Genomic DNA, 16,911 nt, shown 5'->3' with positions numbered 1-16,911 from the left:
CATCTCAAGCCATCAGTGCGGCGTGGATGGAAACAGCGGCGACCTTGCCGTGCTCCACCGCCTCCACCGTGAGGTCGCGGCCGCCCACGCGGCAATCGCCACCGGCCCACACACGCGGCAGGCTGGTCTGGCCTTCGGCATCGGTGGTAATGCGCCCGCCCTCCAGCGCGATGCGGTTGCCCACAGGCTCGGCCACAAAGGTCTGGCCGATGGCCTTGAGCACCATGTCGGCCTCGAGCGTGAAGATCTCGCCGGTTTCCACCAGCTTGCCGTCGCCCAACGCCGTGGCGGCGAAGCGCACGCCCTTCACCGCGCCGTTTTCGCTCAGCACCTCTTTCGGTGCGGCCCAGTGGCGAATGGTCACGCCGTTCGTCTGCGCCCATTGCTGCTCCACGGCCGATGCCGACATGGCCTCGGCGCCCCGGCGGTAGACGATGGTCACTTCTTCCGCCCCCAGCTTGCGCGACTGCACGGCGGCGTCCACCGCCGTCATGCCGCCGCCAATCACCACCACGCGGCGGCCCACGGGCAGGGTGGAGAGGTCGGAGCTCTGGCGCAACTCGGCGATGAAGTCCACCGCATTGCGCAAACCGGTGGCCGTGGGCTCGGCCACGCCCAGCGCGTTCACGCCCTGCAGGCCCAGCCCCAGGAACACGGCGTCGTAAGCGCCCAGCAGGCTATCGAGCGTGATGTCACGGCCCAGTTGCTGGCCGGTGCGCACCTCGATACCACCGATGGACAGCAGCCACTCCACTTCCTTCTGCGCAAAGTTGTTGGTGGTCTTGTAGCTGGCCAGGCCATATTCATTGAGGCCGCCGAGCTTGGGTCGCGCCTCGAACAGCACCACGTCATGCCCGCGCACGGCCAGGCCATGCGCACAGGCCAGGCCCGCAGGCCCGGCGCCCACCACGGCCACGCACTTGCCGGTGGCGGCTGCGCGCTGGAACAGCGGAGCCCCGGGCTGGGCAAAGAAGGCGTCGGTGGCGTAGCGCTGCAGCGAGCCGATCTCCACCGGCTTGTCTTCGTTGGTGTTGCGCACGCAGGCCTGCTCGCACAGCACCTCGGTGGGGCACACCCGCGCGCACATGCCGCCCAGCGGGTTGGCCTCCAGAATCGCCCGCGCTGCGCCGCGGTTGTTGTCCTGCGCAATGCGGTGGATGAACGAGGGGATGTCGATGCCCGTGGGGCAGGCCGTGGCGCAGGGGGCGTCGTGGCAGTAGTAGCAGCGCTCAGCCTCGATCAGCGCTTGCGCCCGAGTGAGCGGCGGGTGTGCGTCGCCAAAGTTGACGGCGTAGTCGGCCAGGTTCAGGCGTGCGGCGTGAATGCCGCAGGCACGGCTTGCGGGTGTGTCCATCAGGTTTCCTCCGAGAGGGTGAGGGTGGGGGTCTGGGCGCCCAGGGGGCGTGCAAGCGCACGCCGCGCAGCGTTGGAGCGCCAGCCAGTGGCGCCAACCAATGCGGCACCAGCGTGAAGGCTGGTATCCGCAAACTTCGGAGGTTTCATCGTGGTCCTCGCTGTGGGGTGCAGGTGCACGCTGCTTTGGGGCGGCGGTGCCCTGCGTTGTGGGTCAATTTACCAACCCGTAAAAATTTACCAATTGGTAAAATCCCTACAGCAAACCGCGTGCCAGCCTCCAGCCAGCCAATTGCCAGTTTTCAGGCCCCGGCTTGTTCCACAATGGTGCAATGACTGCAGCCCGCCCGTCCCCTGCCAATCCCGCCCCCCGCCCCCGCAAGGTGGCCCGCCCGCCCGCACTTGACGAGTCCGCGCCCCGCGCCCCCACGGCGTCGCGCTTGCTCAAGGAGCAAGGCATCCTCACCGAGGCGGAGAACCAGTTTGCGCAATTCGGCTTTGAAGGCGCCTCGCTGGAGAGCATTGCCGCCGCCATCGGCATCAGCCGCCACAACCTGCTGTATTACTTCCCGAGCAAGGAGGCGCTGTACCAGCGGGTGCTGGACGATGTGCTCACCCAGTGGCTGGCGGGCATGGAAGACCTGTCACACAGCGACGACCCGCAGCAGGCGCTGCGGCGTTACATCCGCGCCAAGCTGCACTACTCGCGCACGCGCCCGCAGGGCGCCAAGGTGTTCACCAAAGAGGTGATTGCGGGTGCACCACGGTATGGCACAGCCATCACCGAACGTGTGGCGCCGCTGCTCAAGACCGAGGTGCGCACCTTCGAGCGCTGGGCGCGCGAGGGACGCATTGCCAAGGTCAACTTCACGCACCTCATGTTCATCATCTGGTCGGTCACCCAGGCGTACGCGGAGCAGGAGGCCCAGTTCGCCCTGCTGCTGGGCAAGCCCGCTCTGACCGAGCGCGACTACGAAAAGGCCGAAGAGCTGATCGTGCGCATGGTGCTGAGCGCGCTGGCGCCCGATGCGGTGGTGTAAGCAGGCACGACACACCAGACGCTATATAAACAATAGCTGCTAACGCAATCAACCTATGCGCCTGGGGCCGATTTCTTCATCTATGGGTGCCATGCGCCCAAGGTTTTCAGCCGCCGGTACAGCGACCGCTCGCTGATGCCCAGCTGCCGCGCCAGCGCGGCACGGCTGCCTTGGTGGGCTGCCAGAGCCTGTTGCAGGGCCTCGTCGTCCAGCAAGCGTCGTTGACGTGACGACCCGGCCAACGCCGCCAATGCACGCGGCTCCACTACGCCCTTCTCCACCCCACTCACGAGCGGCGGCAGGCCGCAGGCAAGCGCTTGCTGCACATGCTCAGCGCCGATGGTGTCGCCATCGCACAGCAAGGCGGTGCGCTCCAGCAGGTTGCGCAGCTCCCGCACATTACCGGGGTAGGGCTGCACCTCCAGCAAGGCCAGCGCAGCGCCAGACAGCTGCAGCGCCCGGGGCGGGGGTGCCACACGCTCCAGCAGCGCGCGTGCCAGCAGGGCGGTATCGCCCTGGCGTTCGCGCAGCGGTGGCAGGTGGATGGGGAAGGTGCTCAGGCGGTAGTACAAGTCTTCACGAAAACGCCCTGCAGCCACCATGTGCGGCAGATTGCGGTGCGTGGCCGATACCACGCGCAGGTCGGCATGCCGCAGCTCGGTGCTGCCCACGCGGCGGTAGGTACCAGTCTCCAGCAGGCGCAGCAGCTTGACCTGCAGCGGCAGGGGGATGTCGCCCACCTCGTCCAGAAACAGCGTGCCGCCGTCTGCCGCCTCCACCAGCCCCGGCCGGGCTTGGGCCGCGCCGGTGAACGCCCCTTTCTCATGCCCGAACAGCTCGGACTCGAACAGCGCCTCGGGCAGGCTGGAGCAGTCCACGGGCACCAGTGCGCGCCGCGCGCGCAGGCTGCTCTGGTGCACGGCATGGGCCACCAGCTCCTTGCCCGTGCCCGACTCGCCCAGCAACAATACCGCAGCCCGCGAGGGTGCCACCCGCGCCACCAGGCCCAGCATCCTCTGGAACGCGGGCGAACGCCCGATGAGCCCCTGCGCCGACGGCACCGGCTGCGCCGCCACCGGCAAAGGCACCATCTTTTCGACAAAGAACCCTGTGGTGCCGTCCGCACCCGCCACCGGCGCCAGCTCGATCTGTACATATTCCTCGCCCTGGTCCGTGTGGTGCACATGCAGCACCCGTTCGCGCTGCCCCGAGGCGCGCGCCTGCGCGAGTGGGCAGGACTCGCCCGCCTGGTCACAGGGCACGCTGGCATGGTGAGACACGGCGTGACAGGGGCGCCCCACAACGCGTCCCTCCACTCCGCCCGCTGCACCGAACTGGCGGCGATAGGCCCCATTGGCCGCCAGGATGCGATAGCGGTCGTCCAGCAGGATGTGCGGATCGGGCAGCCCTTCCAGAAAGGACACCAGTTCGGTGGGCGGCGCGGAGAGACGGGGCATGGCAACACCTCGGTACAGGCAAAGGCCCTGACGGTGCACCGGTTTCGCCGGCAGGCCTTTGATCTATGCCATGCGGACTTCAACGGATGGCAGTTGGCAGCCGGTTTGGCAGACCGGGTGGCAGTGAATCCGGCCGCTGCCGGGCCTGCGGCGCACCTGCCAACCCGACATCGCGCGCGCAACCCATTGAATTCACGGGCTTTTCATGCAGTGCGTGCCATGGCAGGCCGGTCTTGCGGGTGATGGCACGTCGTTTGCGGTAAGGCATGGCCACCCGCAGCGTTGTGGGCGGTGGGCGTCACCCCGTCGAGCCCCCTCTCTCTCAGAAAGCACCCCATGGCCCTCCACCCCGCGACACCGAATGGATCCCTTCCAGGCACCCAGGGCAACCCCTCCGCAGAGCGTCGGCAGCTGGTGCTGCTGACAGCGGCCACGGGCTGCGTGGCGGCGGCAGGGGTTGCCGTGCCCCTGGTGTCCAGCCTCGCCCCCAGCGAACGCGCCCGGGCCATGGGCGCCGGTGTGGAGGTAGACATCAGCGACCTGCCGCCCGGCGGCGTGAAGACGGTGGAATGGCGCGGCAAGCCCGTGTGGATCATGCGGCGCACGCCCGAAATGCTGGCCGCCCTGCCCCAGCAAGACGCCGCGCTGGCCGACCCCGCCTCGCGCAAGGACCAGCAACCCGAGTACGCCCGCAACCCGCAACGCTCCATCCGCCCGGAGGTGTTTGTCACGGTGGGTATCTGCACGCACCTCGGCTGCTCCCCCACTGCCGTGCCCGCAGGCACCAGCAACCCCAGCGTGGGCGACCAATGGCAGGGTGGTTTCTTTTGTCCCTGCCACGGCTCCACCTTCGACCTGGCGGGCCGCGTCTTCAAGAACAAGCCCGCACCCACCAACCTGGAGGTGCCGCCGCACCGCTACGTGTCCGACACCCGGCTGCTCATCGGGGACGACGCAGCCTGAGCGACAGGCTGCGGCCTGGGGCAGCAAAATCCCGGTTGAGCTTCGCGTCACACCTGCTTTTGCTGCCACAGCACATCCAGCACATGCTGGGTGGCGCGCTCCACCGGGCCCGCGCGGTGGGCAATGCCCAGGGGGCGCCACAGCCGGGGCTGCACCGGCAGCATGCAGATGCGCGGGTCCAGCGGCGTGGCGGTGGAGGCCTCATGCGGCAGCAGTGTGGCTCCGTAGCCCGCAGCCACCAGACTCTTGATGGCATCGTTGTAGTTGAGCTGGATGCGCGCCTTGGGTTGCTCGCCCGCCAGGGCCAGCCATTCGCTCGTCAGACGCGACAGGCTGGTGCCGTCGTCATTCAGGATCAACGGCTGCCCAGCCAGCCACTGGGGCGTGACCCTGCGGGGTGCCGCCCAGGCCGAGGGGACAAACGCCATCACCGGGTCGCGCCGCCACGGCATCACCGTCACCCCGCGCACCGAGACCATGGGCAAGGCCACCAGGCCCACGTCCAGCGTGCCCAGCGCCAGCCGCGACACAGTCTCCTGCGACGTGAGCACCGCCACCTGCACGTCGATGCCGGGGTGGTGCTGGCCGAGCACCTCCAGCGCCTGGGGCAGCAGGTGCGCGATGGCGCCGGTGGACGCGCCCAGCCGCACCCGCCCCTCCAGCCCCTGCACCTGGCGCTGCACCAGGTCCATGGCCTCGTCGGCATCGGCCAGCAGGCGCCGGGCCCGCTCCACCAGCACCTCGCCCGCGCCGGACGGCCGCACCTCGCCCCGCTTGCGCACCAGCAACGGCGCACCAATCAACGCCTCCATGTCCGCAATGTGCAGGCTGACCGTGGGCGGCGCCAGATGCAGCGTGCGGGCCGCTTCGGCAAAAGACCCGAGGTCAGCGATGGTGACCAGGGTGCGCAGCCGGTCGAGATTGAGTTCGCGCATGACGTTCAGCTGAACTGATCTTGATGTTTGTGAAATTCAACTTTTCAAAGTTTAGACCGACGCCGAAGATTCCACATCCCCCCATGCTAGGAATCCACACCATGACCACCCAGCCCCTTGTTTTTATTGACGGCGACCAAGGCACCACCGGCCTGCAAATCCACCAGCGCCTGCACGGCCGCACCGACCTGCAGCTGCTGACACTGCCCGAATCCGACCGCAAGAACCCCACGCGCCGCGCCGAAGCCATCAACAGCTGCGACATCGCCATCCTGTGCCTGCCCGACGACGCCGCCCGCGAATCCGTGGCCGCCATCCACAACCCCGCCGTGCGCGTGATCGACGCCAGTTCGGCCCACCGCACGGACGCGCAATGGGTCTATGGCTTTCCGGAGATGGATGCGGCGCAGGCCGCGCGCATCGCCAGCGCGCAACGCGTCAGCAACCCTGGCTGTTACCCCACAGGCGCCGTCGCCCTGCTGCGGCCCCTCGTGCAGGCCGGTTTGCTGCCCGCCGACCATGCACTCAACATCCATGCGGTGTCAGGCTATTCCGGCGGTGGTCGTGCCCGCGTGCAAGCGCACGAAGGCCCCGAGGCAGCCCATGCGCCCGCCTTCCAGGTCTACGGGCTGCAGCTGGAGCACAAACACACGCCCGAAATCGCGCAACACGCCGGGCTATCGCAGCGGCCGTTTTTCTTGCCCTCGTACGGCGCCTTCCGCCAGGGCATTGTGCTGACCGTCGGGTTGCATCTGCGGCAGCTCGCGCCGGGCACGCAAGGCGAACACCTGCACGCCTGCCTCCAGCAGCACTATGCAGGCGCCCCCTTTGTCAAGGTGATGCCCCCCGCCGCCACTGAAGCAGCCGAACACCTGGACCCACAGGCCCTGAACGGCACCAACCAGCTGCGGCTGGGGGTGTTCAGCAACGCCCGCCACGGCCAGGTGCTGCTGACCGCCGTGTTTGACAACCTGGGCAAGGGCGCCTCGGGGGCGGCGGTGCAGAACCTGGACTTGATGATGGGGCGGTCCATTGAACAAGCGGGTGCGGCATGACGCTCCAGATCGCCGGCCACCGTCTATGAAAGACATGGGGAGTCGGTGCGACACGGCACTGGAAATTGCCGCGCCATTCATCACGGCCAGAGAAGGATGGCCGAGAGCTTCACGACCTATCTTGTTTTGGCGCACCGGAGCGGTGGCGCGCCTGCCAGAGCACCGCGGCCCCGACCATCACGGCCGCAAACAAGGCAATGGCTACCGCGTTGAGCAGGGCTCCGGTGCCCCGCCACGCAAAGTCGTTCAGCCCGATGCCCAACCGCACGATCAGCGACAAATGCAGTACCGCCAGCGGCACATAGAACAGTGAGCCGAATTGAAGCTTGATGCGAGCGATGGCAGGAAGAATTACCGGAGCATGTCCCATCATCATGCTTACGATAAACCCCAGCCCCAGAGCATGCAGCGCGGCATCGCGCAGCGGAAGACCCAGCGCGGCGCCAGTCCAAGCCAACCCGGCAACCGCCAGCCACGCATAGCCCCCCAGCAAACACACTGCCATGAAACGCGCCAGGCCTTGGGCCAGCACGGTGCGACGCGCGATGTCAAAAACGCCAAGCCACAGGGCCAGGCAAAACAGCGAAAGGCCGTAGAGCACGCCACCGGCCCGCGCAGAGAACGCTGACAGCGCGGCGCCTGCGGCCAGCGCACCCAGGAGCAGCCAAAGCGACACCTGTGCCCCTGGACGTCTGCGCATCAACCGCGTCATTTCCAAGCGCTCAGCGGCAATCGTCATCACCAGAAAGGCAAACCACCAAGGCACGCTGGACATGTCCTCAGGCCGTAACAGGAACAACAAGCTACCCGTCAGCCATGCGAGCGCGCTGGCGAGCAGCAAGACGGTATGGGCGGCACGCTGGCGATGAACCACCACCACGTTGACCCCCACGAACACCACAGCGGCCACCGTAAGCAGCCATGCACCCGCTGTCGTCAGACCCGCCAGCAGGCACAGCCCACCCCACCCGGAGGCCACCGGCGCCAGCCAGGCCGCGTGCCGCTTGACCGCAACGGCTCGCTCGATACCGATGACGGTGCCCATGAACCCGCAAATCATCAGCGCCCCGTGGCTCACCGCTCCATTCCCTAACCAATGGCCACCCAAAAAGGGCAAGGACAGCACCCAACCGGCTCGCAGCAGGCCCCCTGCGATGCCGCCCAGCAGCGAGATGGCAACCAGTATCAAAAGGATGGGGACGAAGCGACTGGCGTGCGTGGACGCCGCTCGCGGCCTGGCGGGAGATGAACCCGCCGGAGTGGTCACCACCCCATGAAGCGCTTGGCGCTCTCGCTCAAGCGGTCTGTGGACCATGGTGGCTCCCAGACCAGCTCGACCTGGATCAGCAACTCCGGTGGCATGTCACGATCCAGCTCAGCTTCGATTTCTTCAAGGATCACCTCAGTCACGGGGCACGCTGCAGAGGTCATGGTGACCCGGGCATGCAGCTTTCCTTGCGCCACGGTGACTCCGTATACCAACCCCACATCCACCACATTCAAGGCTACCTCGGGATCGACCACCCGGCTCAGCGCCGCCACTATGGGTTGGCGCAACTCCTCGGGACCATCGTACGGGAAAGGCGCTTCGCTCATGGCAAAGCCCGCACTGCGGGGCGCCCACTCGTTATCGACAAAGCAACAAGGGGATGAGCCATAGGTCCCGCATGAAGGGGAGCCAGAGGGGCGCCCGCGGGGGATGTTCGCGCCGAGGCTGTGAACTGGAACATTGCGGCTCCTGAAGGAAAGTCAGCTGTCATGCATTATGGATAACAATCAAAAGCGCAGACCGATACGAGTCGGAGATGGTTGCGAGGGCGTTTTCTCACCCTTGCCGCGGCACTTGTTCCCCCCAAGCAGCAAAAGCCTGCCCCCAATCCACCGCGCAACGCTCAGCGCCCCATGGAAACTGCACCCAGGCGGGCGTTTTCCAAACAACTGGCTCAGAAGCCCCACCTGATTGGCGGGGTGTCTTGAAATGGCCACAAATGCCCGTATCATTAGCACTCACCGCAGACGAGTGCTAACACTGCACTCCCTGCTGGCAGTTTGGCAGCCTCGGATGGCCGGGGCTGTGTGAGTCCCTCAGCTTTTTTTACTGAAAACAGGAGCAATGCAATGAACCTTCGCCCCCTGCACGATCGCGTGATCGTCAAGCGTATCGAAAGCGAAACCATGACCGCCTCCGGCATCGTGATCCCCGACAACGCCGCTGAAAAGCCCGATCAAGGTGAAGTGCTGGCCGTCGGCCCCGGCAAGAAGAACGACAAGGGCGAGCTGATTGCCCTGAACGTGAAGGTCGGTGACCGCGTTCTGTTCGGCAAGTACTCGGGCCAGACCGTCAAGGTCAAGGGCGACGAGCTGCTGGTGATGAAGGAAGACGACCTGTTTGCAGTGGTCGAGAAATAATTTCTCGCCCCTCTGAATCACTCATCTTTTCATAGCTAATAGCGCTTATCAAATAAGCGCTATCAGGCAATTTGAATCAAATTTTAGGAGCCAAACATGGCAGCAAAAGACGTAGTTTTCGGCGGCGAAGCCCGCGCTCGCATGGTTGAAGGCGTGAACATCCTGGCCAACGCGGTCAAGGTCACGCTGGGCCCCAAGGGCCGCAATGTGGTGCTGGAGCGCTCGTTCGGCGCCCCCACCGTGACCAAGGACGGTGTGTCCGTGGCCAAGGAAATCGAACTCAAGGACAAGCTGCAGAACATGGGCGCCCAGCTTGTGAAGGAAGTGGCGTCCAAGACCAGCGACAACGCTGGTGACGGCACCACCACCGCCACCGTGCTGGCACAAGCCATCGTGCGCGAAGGCTTCAAGTACGTGGCCGCTGGCATCAACCCCATGGACCTGAAGCGCGGTATCGACAAGGCTGTGACGGCCCTGGTCGCCGAACTGAAGAAGGCTTCCAAGCCCACCACCACCTCCAAGGAAATCGCCCAAGTGGGTTCGATCTCCGCCAATTCCGACGAAACCATCGGCAAGCTGATCGCTGACGCCATGGACAAGGTTGGCAAGGAAGGCGTGATCACCGTGGAAGACGGCAAGTCGCTGGAAAGCGAACTGGACGTCGTGGAAGGCATGCAGTTCGACCGCGGCTACCTGTCGCCCTACTTCATCAACAACCCAGAAAAGCAATCCGCCATTCTGGACAACCCCTTCGTGCTGCTGTTCGACAAGAAGATCAGCAACATCCGCGACCTGCTGCCTACGCTGGAACAAGTCGCCAAGGCCGGCCGTCCCCTGCTGATCATTGCCGAAGAAGTCGACGGCGAAGCCCTGGCTACGCTGGTGGTCAACACGATCCGCGGCATCCTGAAGGTTGTGGCTGTCAAGGCTCCTGGCTTCGGCGATCGCCGCAAGGCCATGCTGGAAGACATCGCCATCCTGACGGGCGGCAAGGTCATCGCTGAAGAAGTGGGCCTGACCCTGGAAAAGGTCACGCTGGCCGATCTGGGCCAAGCCAAGCGCATCGAAGTGGGCAAGGAAAACACCATCATCATCGACGGCGCTGGCGCTGCCGCTGACATCGAAGCCCGCGTCAAGCAAGTGCGCGTGCAGATCGAAGAAGCCACGTCCGACTACGACCGCGAAAAGCTGCAAGAGCGCGTGGCCAAGCTGGCTGGCGGCGTGGCCGTGATCAAGGTCGGCGCTGCCACCGAAGTCGAAATGAAGGAAAAGAAGGCCCGCGTGGAAGACGCACTGCACGCGACCCGCGCTGCTGTGGAAGAAGGCGTTGTGGCCGGTGGCGGCGTGGCTCTGCTGCGTGCCAAGCAAGCCGTGGGTGACTCGGTCAAGGGCGACAACGCCGACCAAGAAGCCGGTATCAAGCTGGTGCTGAAGGCCATCGAAGCGCCTCTGCGCGAAATCGTGAACAACGCCGGTGGCGAAGCCTCCGTCGTGGTGAACGCTGTGCTGGCTGGCAAGGGCAACTACGGCTTCAATGCTTCCAACGACACGTACGGCGACATGCTCGAACTGGGCATTCTGGACCCCACGAAGGTCACCCGCACGGCTCTGCAGAACGCTGCCTCCGTGGCATCGCTGCTGCTGACGACCGAAGCCATGGTGGCTGAGGCTCCTAAGGATGACGCCCCAGCTGGCGGCGGCATGCCTGACATGGGCGGCATGGGTGGTATGGGCGGCATGGGCATGTAATTGCCCGGCCCCTGCGCAGCGGCCTGGTGCTGACTGCGCAGCCCATGAAAAAAAGCCCGCAGGCCTTACGGTCTGCGGGCTTTTTTATGGAGCCAGCTCGCGGCGCTGGCCCGCCGTGGCTTTATTCCCCGCTGGGTTGCACCCACCAGTAGATCAGCACCAGGGTGCCGATCCCGGTGAGCGACAGCAGCTGCCACCAGCCGGAGCGCCCAATGTCATGCAAGCGGCGCGCGCCCACGGCCAGCGCGGGCAGCAGCAGGGCCAGGGCGGCAATGCCGTAGAGCACCTGGCTGATCATGGTGGCAATCACCAGCACGCCGAGCTGGAACAGCGCGAACCACCAGAACTCGGAGCGTGGCGCACGGCCCGAAAACCCTGCGTACTGCGCGAAGCAGCTTTTGACAGCCGAAACAAAATCCATAGCGAACTCCCTCTCTTGAACAATCGTTGCTCGGTCACGGGGTATCCCCGCGCGGCCATGATAGAGGGGCGCCACGACAAGTCCAGCGGACTAGTACACGCAGCGGTCACGCTGTGCCGCCTGCGCCACGGGCCTGCGCCATCAAATGCTCTTATTTTGATAGCTGTCAGCGCATATTGCACTAGCGCATGGGGCGCTTTTTGCTGCAAACCCAGCGCCAGCGATCCCTAGGCCGCCTTGCGCAACGCCTGGGTGTCGCGCGCCAGTTGCGTGATGCGCGCCCAGTCGCCCGCACGCACCGCGTCGGTGGGCGTGAGCCACGAGCCGCCCACGCAGCGCACATTGGGCAGCGCCAGGTAGTTGGAGGCAGTGGCGTTGGTGATGCCGCCGGTGGGGCAAAAGCTCACCTGGCCAAACGGGCTGGCCCAGGACTTGAGCAGCGGGATGCCGCCCACGGCCTCGGCCGGGAACAGCTTGAGGAACGAGAACCCATCGGCCAGCGCCGCCATGATCTCGCTCGACGTGGCCACGCCGGGCAGCAGCGGCAGGTTCAGGCCCTTGCAGGCGCTGCCCACGGCCGACGTGTAACCGGGGCTTACGGCAAACCGCGCACCGGCTTCGCTCGCACGGCGGGCGTCATCGGCGTTGAGCACCGTGCCCACACCCACCACGGCCTCGGGCAGATGGCGGGCGATGGTCTCGATGGCGGGCAGACCGGCCGCGGTGCGCAGCGTCACCTCCAGCACCTTCACGCCACCGGCCAGCAGGGCCTCGGCCAGGGGCAGCGCGTCTTCCACGCGGTCGATCACGATGACGGGGATGACCGGGCCGTGGCTGGCGATGTCGAGGGGATTCATGGGGGTGGAAGCAGGGGTTACAGCCATGTGCAGGCTCCTTGTTCGGCACCGCCTGCGTGGCGGCGAAAGTTGGTGAAGAGTTCACGGCCAAAGCCGACGGGTGATGGGGCGTTGAAGGGTGCCGGGGCGCGAGCGGCCCATTCGGCATCGTCCACCAACACATCGAGCGTGCCCGCAACCGCATCCACCCGAACGATGTCGCCATCGCGCACCTTGGCCAGCGGGCCACCGGCCAGTGCCTCGGGCGTGACGTGGATGGCGGCAGGCACACGGCCCGATGCGCCGCTCATGCGGCCGTCGGTGACCAGCGCCACCTGGAAGCCCTGGTTCTGCAGCACCGCCAGCGGGGGCGTGAGCTTGTGCAGCTCGGGCATGCCGTTGGCCTGCGGGCCCTGAAAACGCACCACGGCCACCATGTCCTGGTTGACCTCGCCCGCGCTGAAGGCGGCGAGCAAGGCCTCCTGCGAATCAAAAACACGCGCTGGTGCTTGGACGATGTGGCGGTCTTCGGGCACGGCCGAGACCTTGATCACCGCACGGCCCAGGCGGCCTTGCAGCAGGCGCAGCCCGCCCGTGGGTGAGAAGGGTTCGCTCACAGGCCGCAGCACCGAGGTGTCGCCCGACACGGGGGGCGCACTCTTGCCGCCATCGGCAATGCCACCGGCGTTCACGCTCATCACATCAGGATGCATGAAGCCGCCGGCCAGCAGTTCGCGCAAAATCCAGGGCGGGCCGCCTGCGGCCTGGAACTGGTTCACATCCGCATCGCCGTTGGGGTACACGCGGGCCAGCAAGGGCACCACGGACGAGAGTTCGTCAAAGTCCGTCCAGTCGATCAGGATGCCCGCGCTGCGTGCAATAGCCACCCAATGGATCAGGTGGTTGGTGGAGCCGCCCGTGGCCAGCAGGGCCACCATGGCGTTGACAATGCAGCGCTCGTCCACCAGTTTGCCGATGGGGGTGAAACGCGATCCGCGCTTGCCGATGTCGAGCACGGTGCGCAGCGCCTGGCGGGTGAAGGCCTCGCGCGCCTCGGTGCCGGGCGACTCGAACGCCGCACCGGGCACGTGCAGGCCCATGGCTTCGAGCAGCATCTGGTTGCTGTTGGCCGTGCCGTAAAAGGTGCAGGTGCCGGGGCTGTGGTACGCGGCCGACTCGGCCTTGAGCAGCTCGTCGCGGCCCACCAGGCCTTGTGCGTACTGCTCGCGCACCTTGGATTTGTCTTTGTTCGACAGGCCCGTGCCCATGGGGCCTGCAGGCACAAACACGCAGGGCAAGTGGCCGTAGTGCAGCGCACCGATCAGCAGACCCGGCACGATCTTGTCGCACACGCCCAGCAGCAGCGCACCATCGAACACATCGTGGGACAGCGCTACCGCAGTGGCCATGGCAATGGCATCGCGGGAGAACAGCGACAGCTCCATGCCGGGCGTACCCTGTGTTACCCCATCGCACATCGCGGGCACGCCACCTGCCACTTGCACTGTGGCTCCTTGCTGGGCTGCTTCATCACGCAGCACGGCGGGATAGCTCTGGTACGGCTGATGGGCCGAGAGCATGTCGTTGTAGGCCGTGACGATGCCGATGTTGGGCGCCTTCTCGACGGTGACCTTGAACTTGTCAGAGCCAGGCAATGCCGCATAGGCATGGGCCAGGTTGGCGCAGCCCATGCGGTCTTGGGCGGGCTTGCGGGCGATCATGGCGTCAACGCCGGCAAGGTAGGCGCCGCGGGTGTCTGCGCTGCGCTGGACAATGCGCTCGGTCACGCGCGCTACAACTGGGTGCATGGAAGTCTCCATCGGTGGGTGGCAAGGCCCCGGGGCGATGTGCCCGGCGCCTGTTATCTGAGGCCCTAGAATGTAACTCGATAACCACCCCGCTTCAACCCATGTCCCTGCAAACCTTGCCCTTGCCTCCGTCCGAACTGGGCGAATCGCCCTTCTGGCACCCCACGGAAAAATCCTTTTACTGGTGTGACATTCAGGGACAAGCGGTGCACGCATGGCATCCTGACAGCGGCCACCACCGGCAGTGGCGCATGCCCAGCGAGCCCGGCTGCTGCGCGCCTGCGGCTGATGGTCGATTGGTAATCGGGTTACGAAACGGTTTCTATCTTCTGGATGCGGCCAAGGACAGCGCAGACCCTACCGCCCTCACCTGCCTGGCCCTGCTGCCGCCCGAGCAGCATGACACCACGGTCCTGCGCCTGAACGACGGCCGCTGCGACACCGCAGGCCGTTTCTGGGCGGGCTCGGTCATCACGCCCCGCACGGCGCCGAATGCCGCGCTGTGGTGCCTGCAGGCCGATGCCAGCAGCGCCACCGGCTACCGCGTGCGCCACATGGCGGGCAACAACTTCACCGCCAACGGCCTGGCTTTCAGCCCCGACGACCGCACGATGTACTGGTCCAACACACCCGAACACCGCATCGACCAATTCGACTTTGATGTGTCTACCGGCGAGATCACCAACCGCCGCCCCTGGGTGCAGTTCGACCGCAAGGTAGAAGGCCAACCCTATGGCGGCAGGCCCGATGGCGCAGCGGTGGATGTGGAGGGGAACTACTGGGTGGCGATGTACGAAGGGGCTTGCGTGTTGCAGCTTTCGCCAGCGGGTGAGGTTCTGCAGCGCATTGCGGTGCCGGTGCAGTGTCCGACCATGGTGTGTTTTGGGGGGGTGGATTTGCGCACGTTGTTCATTACGTCGGCGCGGGCGGGGAGGCCTGCCCGGGAGCAGGAGGCACCGATTCCGGCAGGGTCATTGTTCAGTGTGCGGGTGCAAGTTGCCGGTCTGCCAGTCAACGCATTTCAATGTGCATGAAAATGAGCGATCCAGAGTGCCCAGCGGCAATGCTTGCAGGCCCGTTTTCCCAGCTTACCGATTGGCCGTGTATCGCAGCCAGCCAGCAATCATTCCGCTGCGTCCACCAACATCCTTAGGGTGCATCCGCCCTTCGCTGACGGGCACCTCTTCGAAGTCGAAAGGGCTCATCCCTTCGATACACGCGACATTGATCCCGTATTGATCAGGAGAGGACCGGCGTTGATGAAACGTGTAGATGCCGCAGCGGGAGCAAAAGTAGTGTTTGGCCTCACGCGTGTTGAACTGGTACAGGGTCAATACATTCGCGCCTTGCAATACCTTCATATCGCTCAAGTTGGCAGAAACAGCCACCGCGCCACGCATGCGGCAGTAGGAGCAGTTGCATCTACGGGCACTGCGCAAGCCGTCTGTGAGCTGTACCTCAAACCGAACTGCACCGCAATGACAGGCCGCTTGGTACATGGGCCGACTCTCAGTGGCGATCTCGCTCATACACAAACCTCGTCCTTGGAAATGGCAGTAGCCGCCATTCTCCGCGCTCAAGTCCCCGCTGCCACCACCCCCAACACGTCATAACACGCCCCCATGTCGTGATAGTCCACCTTCCCCGCATTGCTCTTTTCGCGGGTGGTGTTGCGGTTGTCGCGGTGCAGGATGCGAAACCACGCGCCGTGTTGGTGGTCCACAAAGTGGGCCCAGCAGTAGGCCCAGATGCGGTCGTACCACTGCCAGTAGCGCTCGTCGCCCGTGCGCACCGCCAGCACCGCCGCAGCCGCCATGCTTTCGGCTTGCACCCAGTGGTATTTGCCGTCGTCGCAGATGCTGCCGTCGGGCGCCATGCCGTAGTACAGGCCGCCGTGTTCGGCATCCCAGCCGTGCTCTACGGCGGCATCGAACAGGCGCTGTGCACAGGGCAGATGCCAATCAGCGGGGTGCAGGGCATCCAGCTGCAGCAGCAGCTTGGCCCATTCGGTCTGGTGACCGATCTGGTAGCCCCAGGGGCGGAAGATGTTGCTGCGGTCGTGGCGGTTGTAGTCCCAGTCCACGGACCAGTCGGCGTGGAAATGTTCCCACACCCAGCCTCCGGCAGCGGGGGCGACGGCAGCGGTGGACAACACCGCCTGCCGCTGACAGATACCTTGCGCGAGTTGCTCCGCACGCTCGATGTAGCGACGCTCTCCCGTGGCGCGGAAGGCCGAGATCATGGCCTCGCAAGCGTGCATGTTGGCGTTCTGGCCCCGGTAGCTGGTCAGCTGCCAATCGGGGCTGGCCTCGTCGGCATACAGGCCAGCGGCGGGTTGCCAGAAGTGCTTCTCAGCCGTTTGAAAAGCCTCAGCCAGCCAATCGCGGGCCTCGGGCACTCCGGCCTCGTAAGCACGGGCATAGGCCAGCATCACAAAGGCCATGCCGTAGCAGTGCCGTGTGGCGTCCTGTATGGTGGCGCGGCCCTCCTGCCAGTCGATCTGCCAGGCGTAGCCGCCCGTGGCAGGATCGAGAAACGCGGTGCTCAGGAACGTGAGCGCGTGCCGCATGCCCACTTGGTAGCGCTCCTCGCCCGTGGTGCGATAGAGCATGGCATGCGTGATTACAAAACGCGTAGCGCTGACGAGGTGGCGGGTGCGCGGGTTGTAGACCGTGCCATCGTCCAGAAAGAAGTGGAACTGCCCGCCGCTCGGGTCCGTGGCCACGGGGTCGTAGAACGCCATGGTGGCCCGCAGATGCTGGCGCAAAAAGGCACCGGAACGGAAGTCTGGCAGGGGCGGGATCGCCATGGTGTGTGTCTCCTGTTCTTTGGACTGCTGGCGAGAAACCGCGCCGGTTTCTGCCGGTAGGGCGCCTGGTCTCACG

General features: G+C 65.5%; 17 protein-coding genes. 6 read left to right on the top strand and 11 right to left on the bottom strand.

What is annotated here, in order from left to right:
• Nucleotides 1-4: 4 nt before the first annotated feature.
• Entirely contained in the window at nucleotides 5-1,354 is a 1,350-nt protein-coding gene (locus C8C99_RS19215; protein WP_056640923.1) for an NAD(P)-dependent oxidoreductase, read from the bottom strand.
• Entirely contained in the window at nucleotides 1,354-1,503 is a 150-nt protein-coding gene (locus C8C99_RS23960) for a hypothetical protein (protein WP_156391371.1), read from the bottom strand. Before C8C99_RS23960 ends, C8C99_RS19215 begins: the two co-directional genes overlap by 1 nt.
• Before the next feature lie 182 nt (nucleotides 1,504-1,685).
• Here C8C99_RS23960 and C8C99_RS19210 point away from each other — a divergent pair, with 182 nt between their 5' ends.
• Nucleotides 1,686-2,393 (top strand): TetR/AcrR family transcriptional regulator, encoded by a 708-nt coding sequence (locus tag C8C99_RS19210; protein WP_199226456.1) that lies wholly within the window; start codon nucleotides 1,686-1,688, stop codon nucleotides 2,391-2,393.
• Between the two features lie 80 nt (nucleotides 2,394-2,473).
• On the opposite strand, the gene C8C99_RS19205 is transcribed toward C8C99_RS19210, so the two are convergent.
• Nucleotides 2,474-3,850 carry a sigma-54-dependent Fis family transcriptional regulator gene (locus C8C99_RS19205; protein WP_056640920.1) on the bottom strand — a complete coding sequence of 459 codons (1,377 nt, stop codon included), beginning with the start codon at nucleotides 3,848-3,850 and terminating at the stop codon, nucleotides 2,474-2,476.
• 336 nt (nucleotides 3,851-4,186) lie between these two features.
• On the opposite strand from C8C99_RS19205, the gene petA reads away from it, so the two are divergent.
• On the top strand, nucleotides 4,187-4,813 hold the full coding sequence (petA, locus tag C8C99_RS19200) for a ubiquinol-cytochrome c reductase iron-sulfur subunit (RefSeq protein WP_056640918.1): 627 nt from the start codon (nucleotides 4,187-4,189) through the stop codon (nucleotides 4,811-4,813).
• Nucleotides 4,814-4,860: 47 nt separating this feature from the next.
• Here petA and C8C99_RS19195 read toward each other — a convergent pair whose 3' ends face one another.
• Entirely contained in the window at nucleotides 4,861-5,748 is an 888-nt protein-coding gene (locus tag C8C99_RS19195; RefSeq protein WP_108626598.1) for a LysR family transcriptional regulator, read from the bottom strand.
• Nucleotides 5,749-5,849: 101 nt separating this feature from the next.
• On the opposite strand from C8C99_RS19195, the gene argC reads away from it, so the two are divergent.
• Nucleotides 5,850-6,803, top strand: a complete 954-nt coding sequence (gene argC / locus C8C99_RS19190) for an N-acetyl-gamma-glutamyl-phosphate reductase (protein ID WP_108626597.1) — start codon at nucleotides 5,850-5,852, stop codon at nucleotides 6,801-6,803.
• A 109-nt stretch (nucleotides 6,804-6,912) separates the two neighbouring features.
• Here argC and C8C99_RS19185 read toward each other — a convergent pair whose 3' ends face one another.
• Both C8C99_RS19185 and C8C99_RS19180 read right to left on the bottom strand, forming a co-directional pair.
• Nucleotides 6,913-7,929 (bottom strand): hypothetical protein, encoded by a 1,017-nt coding sequence (locus tag C8C99_RS19185; RefSeq protein WP_233247268.1) that lies wholly within the window; start codon nucleotides 7,927-7,929, stop codon nucleotides 6,913-6,915.
• 137 nt (nucleotides 7,930-8,066) lie between these two features.
• Nucleotides 8,067-8,399, bottom strand: coding sequence for a metal-sulfur cluster assembly factor (locus tag C8C99_RS19180; RefSeq protein WP_108626596.1), 333 nt, complete (start codon nucleotides 8,397-8,399; stop codon nucleotides 8,067-8,069).
• A gap of 522 nt (nucleotides 8,400-8,921) precedes the next feature.
• On the opposite strand from C8C99_RS19180, the gene C8C99_RS19175 reads away from it, so the two are divergent.
• Together C8C99_RS19175 and groL are read left to right on the top strand one after the other, a co-directional pair.
• Nucleotides 8,922-9,212, top strand: a complete 291-nt coding sequence (locus C8C99_RS19175) for a co-chaperone GroES (RefSeq protein WP_108626595.1) — start codon at nucleotides 8,922-8,924, stop codon at nucleotides 9,210-9,212.
• Between the two features lie 96 nt (nucleotides 9,213-9,308).
• A complete protein-coding gene (groL, locus tag C8C99_RS19170; protein ID WP_056640909.1) occupies nucleotides 9,309-10,961 on the top strand; it encodes a chaperonin GroEL in 1,653 nt (550 codons plus the stop codon).
• A gap of 121 nt (nucleotides 10,962-11,082) precedes the next feature.
• Here groL and C8C99_RS19165 read toward each other — a convergent pair whose 3' ends face one another.
• From C8C99_RS19165 to edd, 3 genes are all read right to left on the bottom strand, one after another.
• Entirely contained in the window at nucleotides 11,083-11,382 is a 300-nt protein-coding gene (locus C8C99_RS19165; protein ID WP_015012623.1) for a DUF805 domain-containing protein, read from the bottom strand.
• Nucleotides 11,383-11,609: 227 nt separating this feature from the next.
• The gene (eda, locus tag C8C99_RS19160; RefSeq protein ID WP_108498885.1) at nucleotides 11,610-12,266 is read right to left on the bottom strand and encodes a bifunctional 4-hydroxy-2-oxoglutarate aldolase/2-dehydro-3-deoxy-phosphogluconate aldolase; all 657 of its coding nucleotides are present in this window, start codon (nucleotides 12,264-12,266) and stop codon (nucleotides 11,610-11,612) included.
• Nucleotides 12,257-14,026 carry a phosphogluconate dehydratase gene (edd, locus tag C8C99_RS19155; protein WP_108626594.1) on the bottom strand — a complete coding sequence of 590 codons (1,770 nt, stop codon included), beginning with the start codon at nucleotides 14,024-14,026 and terminating at the stop codon, nucleotides 12,257-12,259. The genes eda and edd overlap by 10 nt, the downstream gene beginning before the upstream one ends.
• A 101-nt stretch (nucleotides 14,027-14,127) precedes the next feature.
• Between edd and C8C99_RS19150 the strand changes: the two genes are divergently transcribed.
• Nucleotides 14,128-15,060 (top strand): SMP-30/gluconolactonase/LRE family protein, encoded by a 933-nt coding sequence (locus C8C99_RS19150; protein ID WP_056640898.1) that lies wholly within the window; start codon nucleotides 14,128-14,130, stop codon nucleotides 15,058-15,060.
• Nucleotides 15,061-15,114: 54 nt separating this feature from the next.
• Here C8C99_RS19150 and C8C99_RS19145 read toward each other — a convergent pair whose 3' ends face one another.
• Both C8C99_RS19145 and C8C99_RS19140 read right to left on the bottom strand, forming a co-directional pair.
• On the bottom strand, nucleotides 15,115-15,555 hold the full coding sequence (locus C8C99_RS19145; RefSeq protein ID WP_056640895.1) for a GFA family protein: 441 nt from the start codon (nucleotides 15,553-15,555) through the stop codon (nucleotides 15,115-15,117).
• 47 nt (nucleotides 15,556-15,602) lie between these two features.
• The gene (locus C8C99_RS19140) at nucleotides 15,603-16,835 is read right to left on the bottom strand and encodes an AGE family epimerase/isomerase (RefSeq protein ID WP_056640893.1); all 1,233 of its coding nucleotides are present in this window, start codon (nucleotides 16,833-16,835) and stop codon (nucleotides 15,603-15,605) included.
• Nucleotides 16,836-16,911: the final 76 nt, after the last annotated feature.

It is taken from the genome of Acidovorax sp. 107 (assembly GCF_003058055.1).
Taxonomy (GTDB): domain Bacteria; phylum Pseudomonadota; class Gammaproteobacteria; order Burkholderiales; family Burkholderiaceae_C; genus Acidovorax.
The sequence above is the reverse complement of the archived record's forward strand: the minus strand, read 5'-3'. Positions and strand labels throughout refer to the sequence as shown.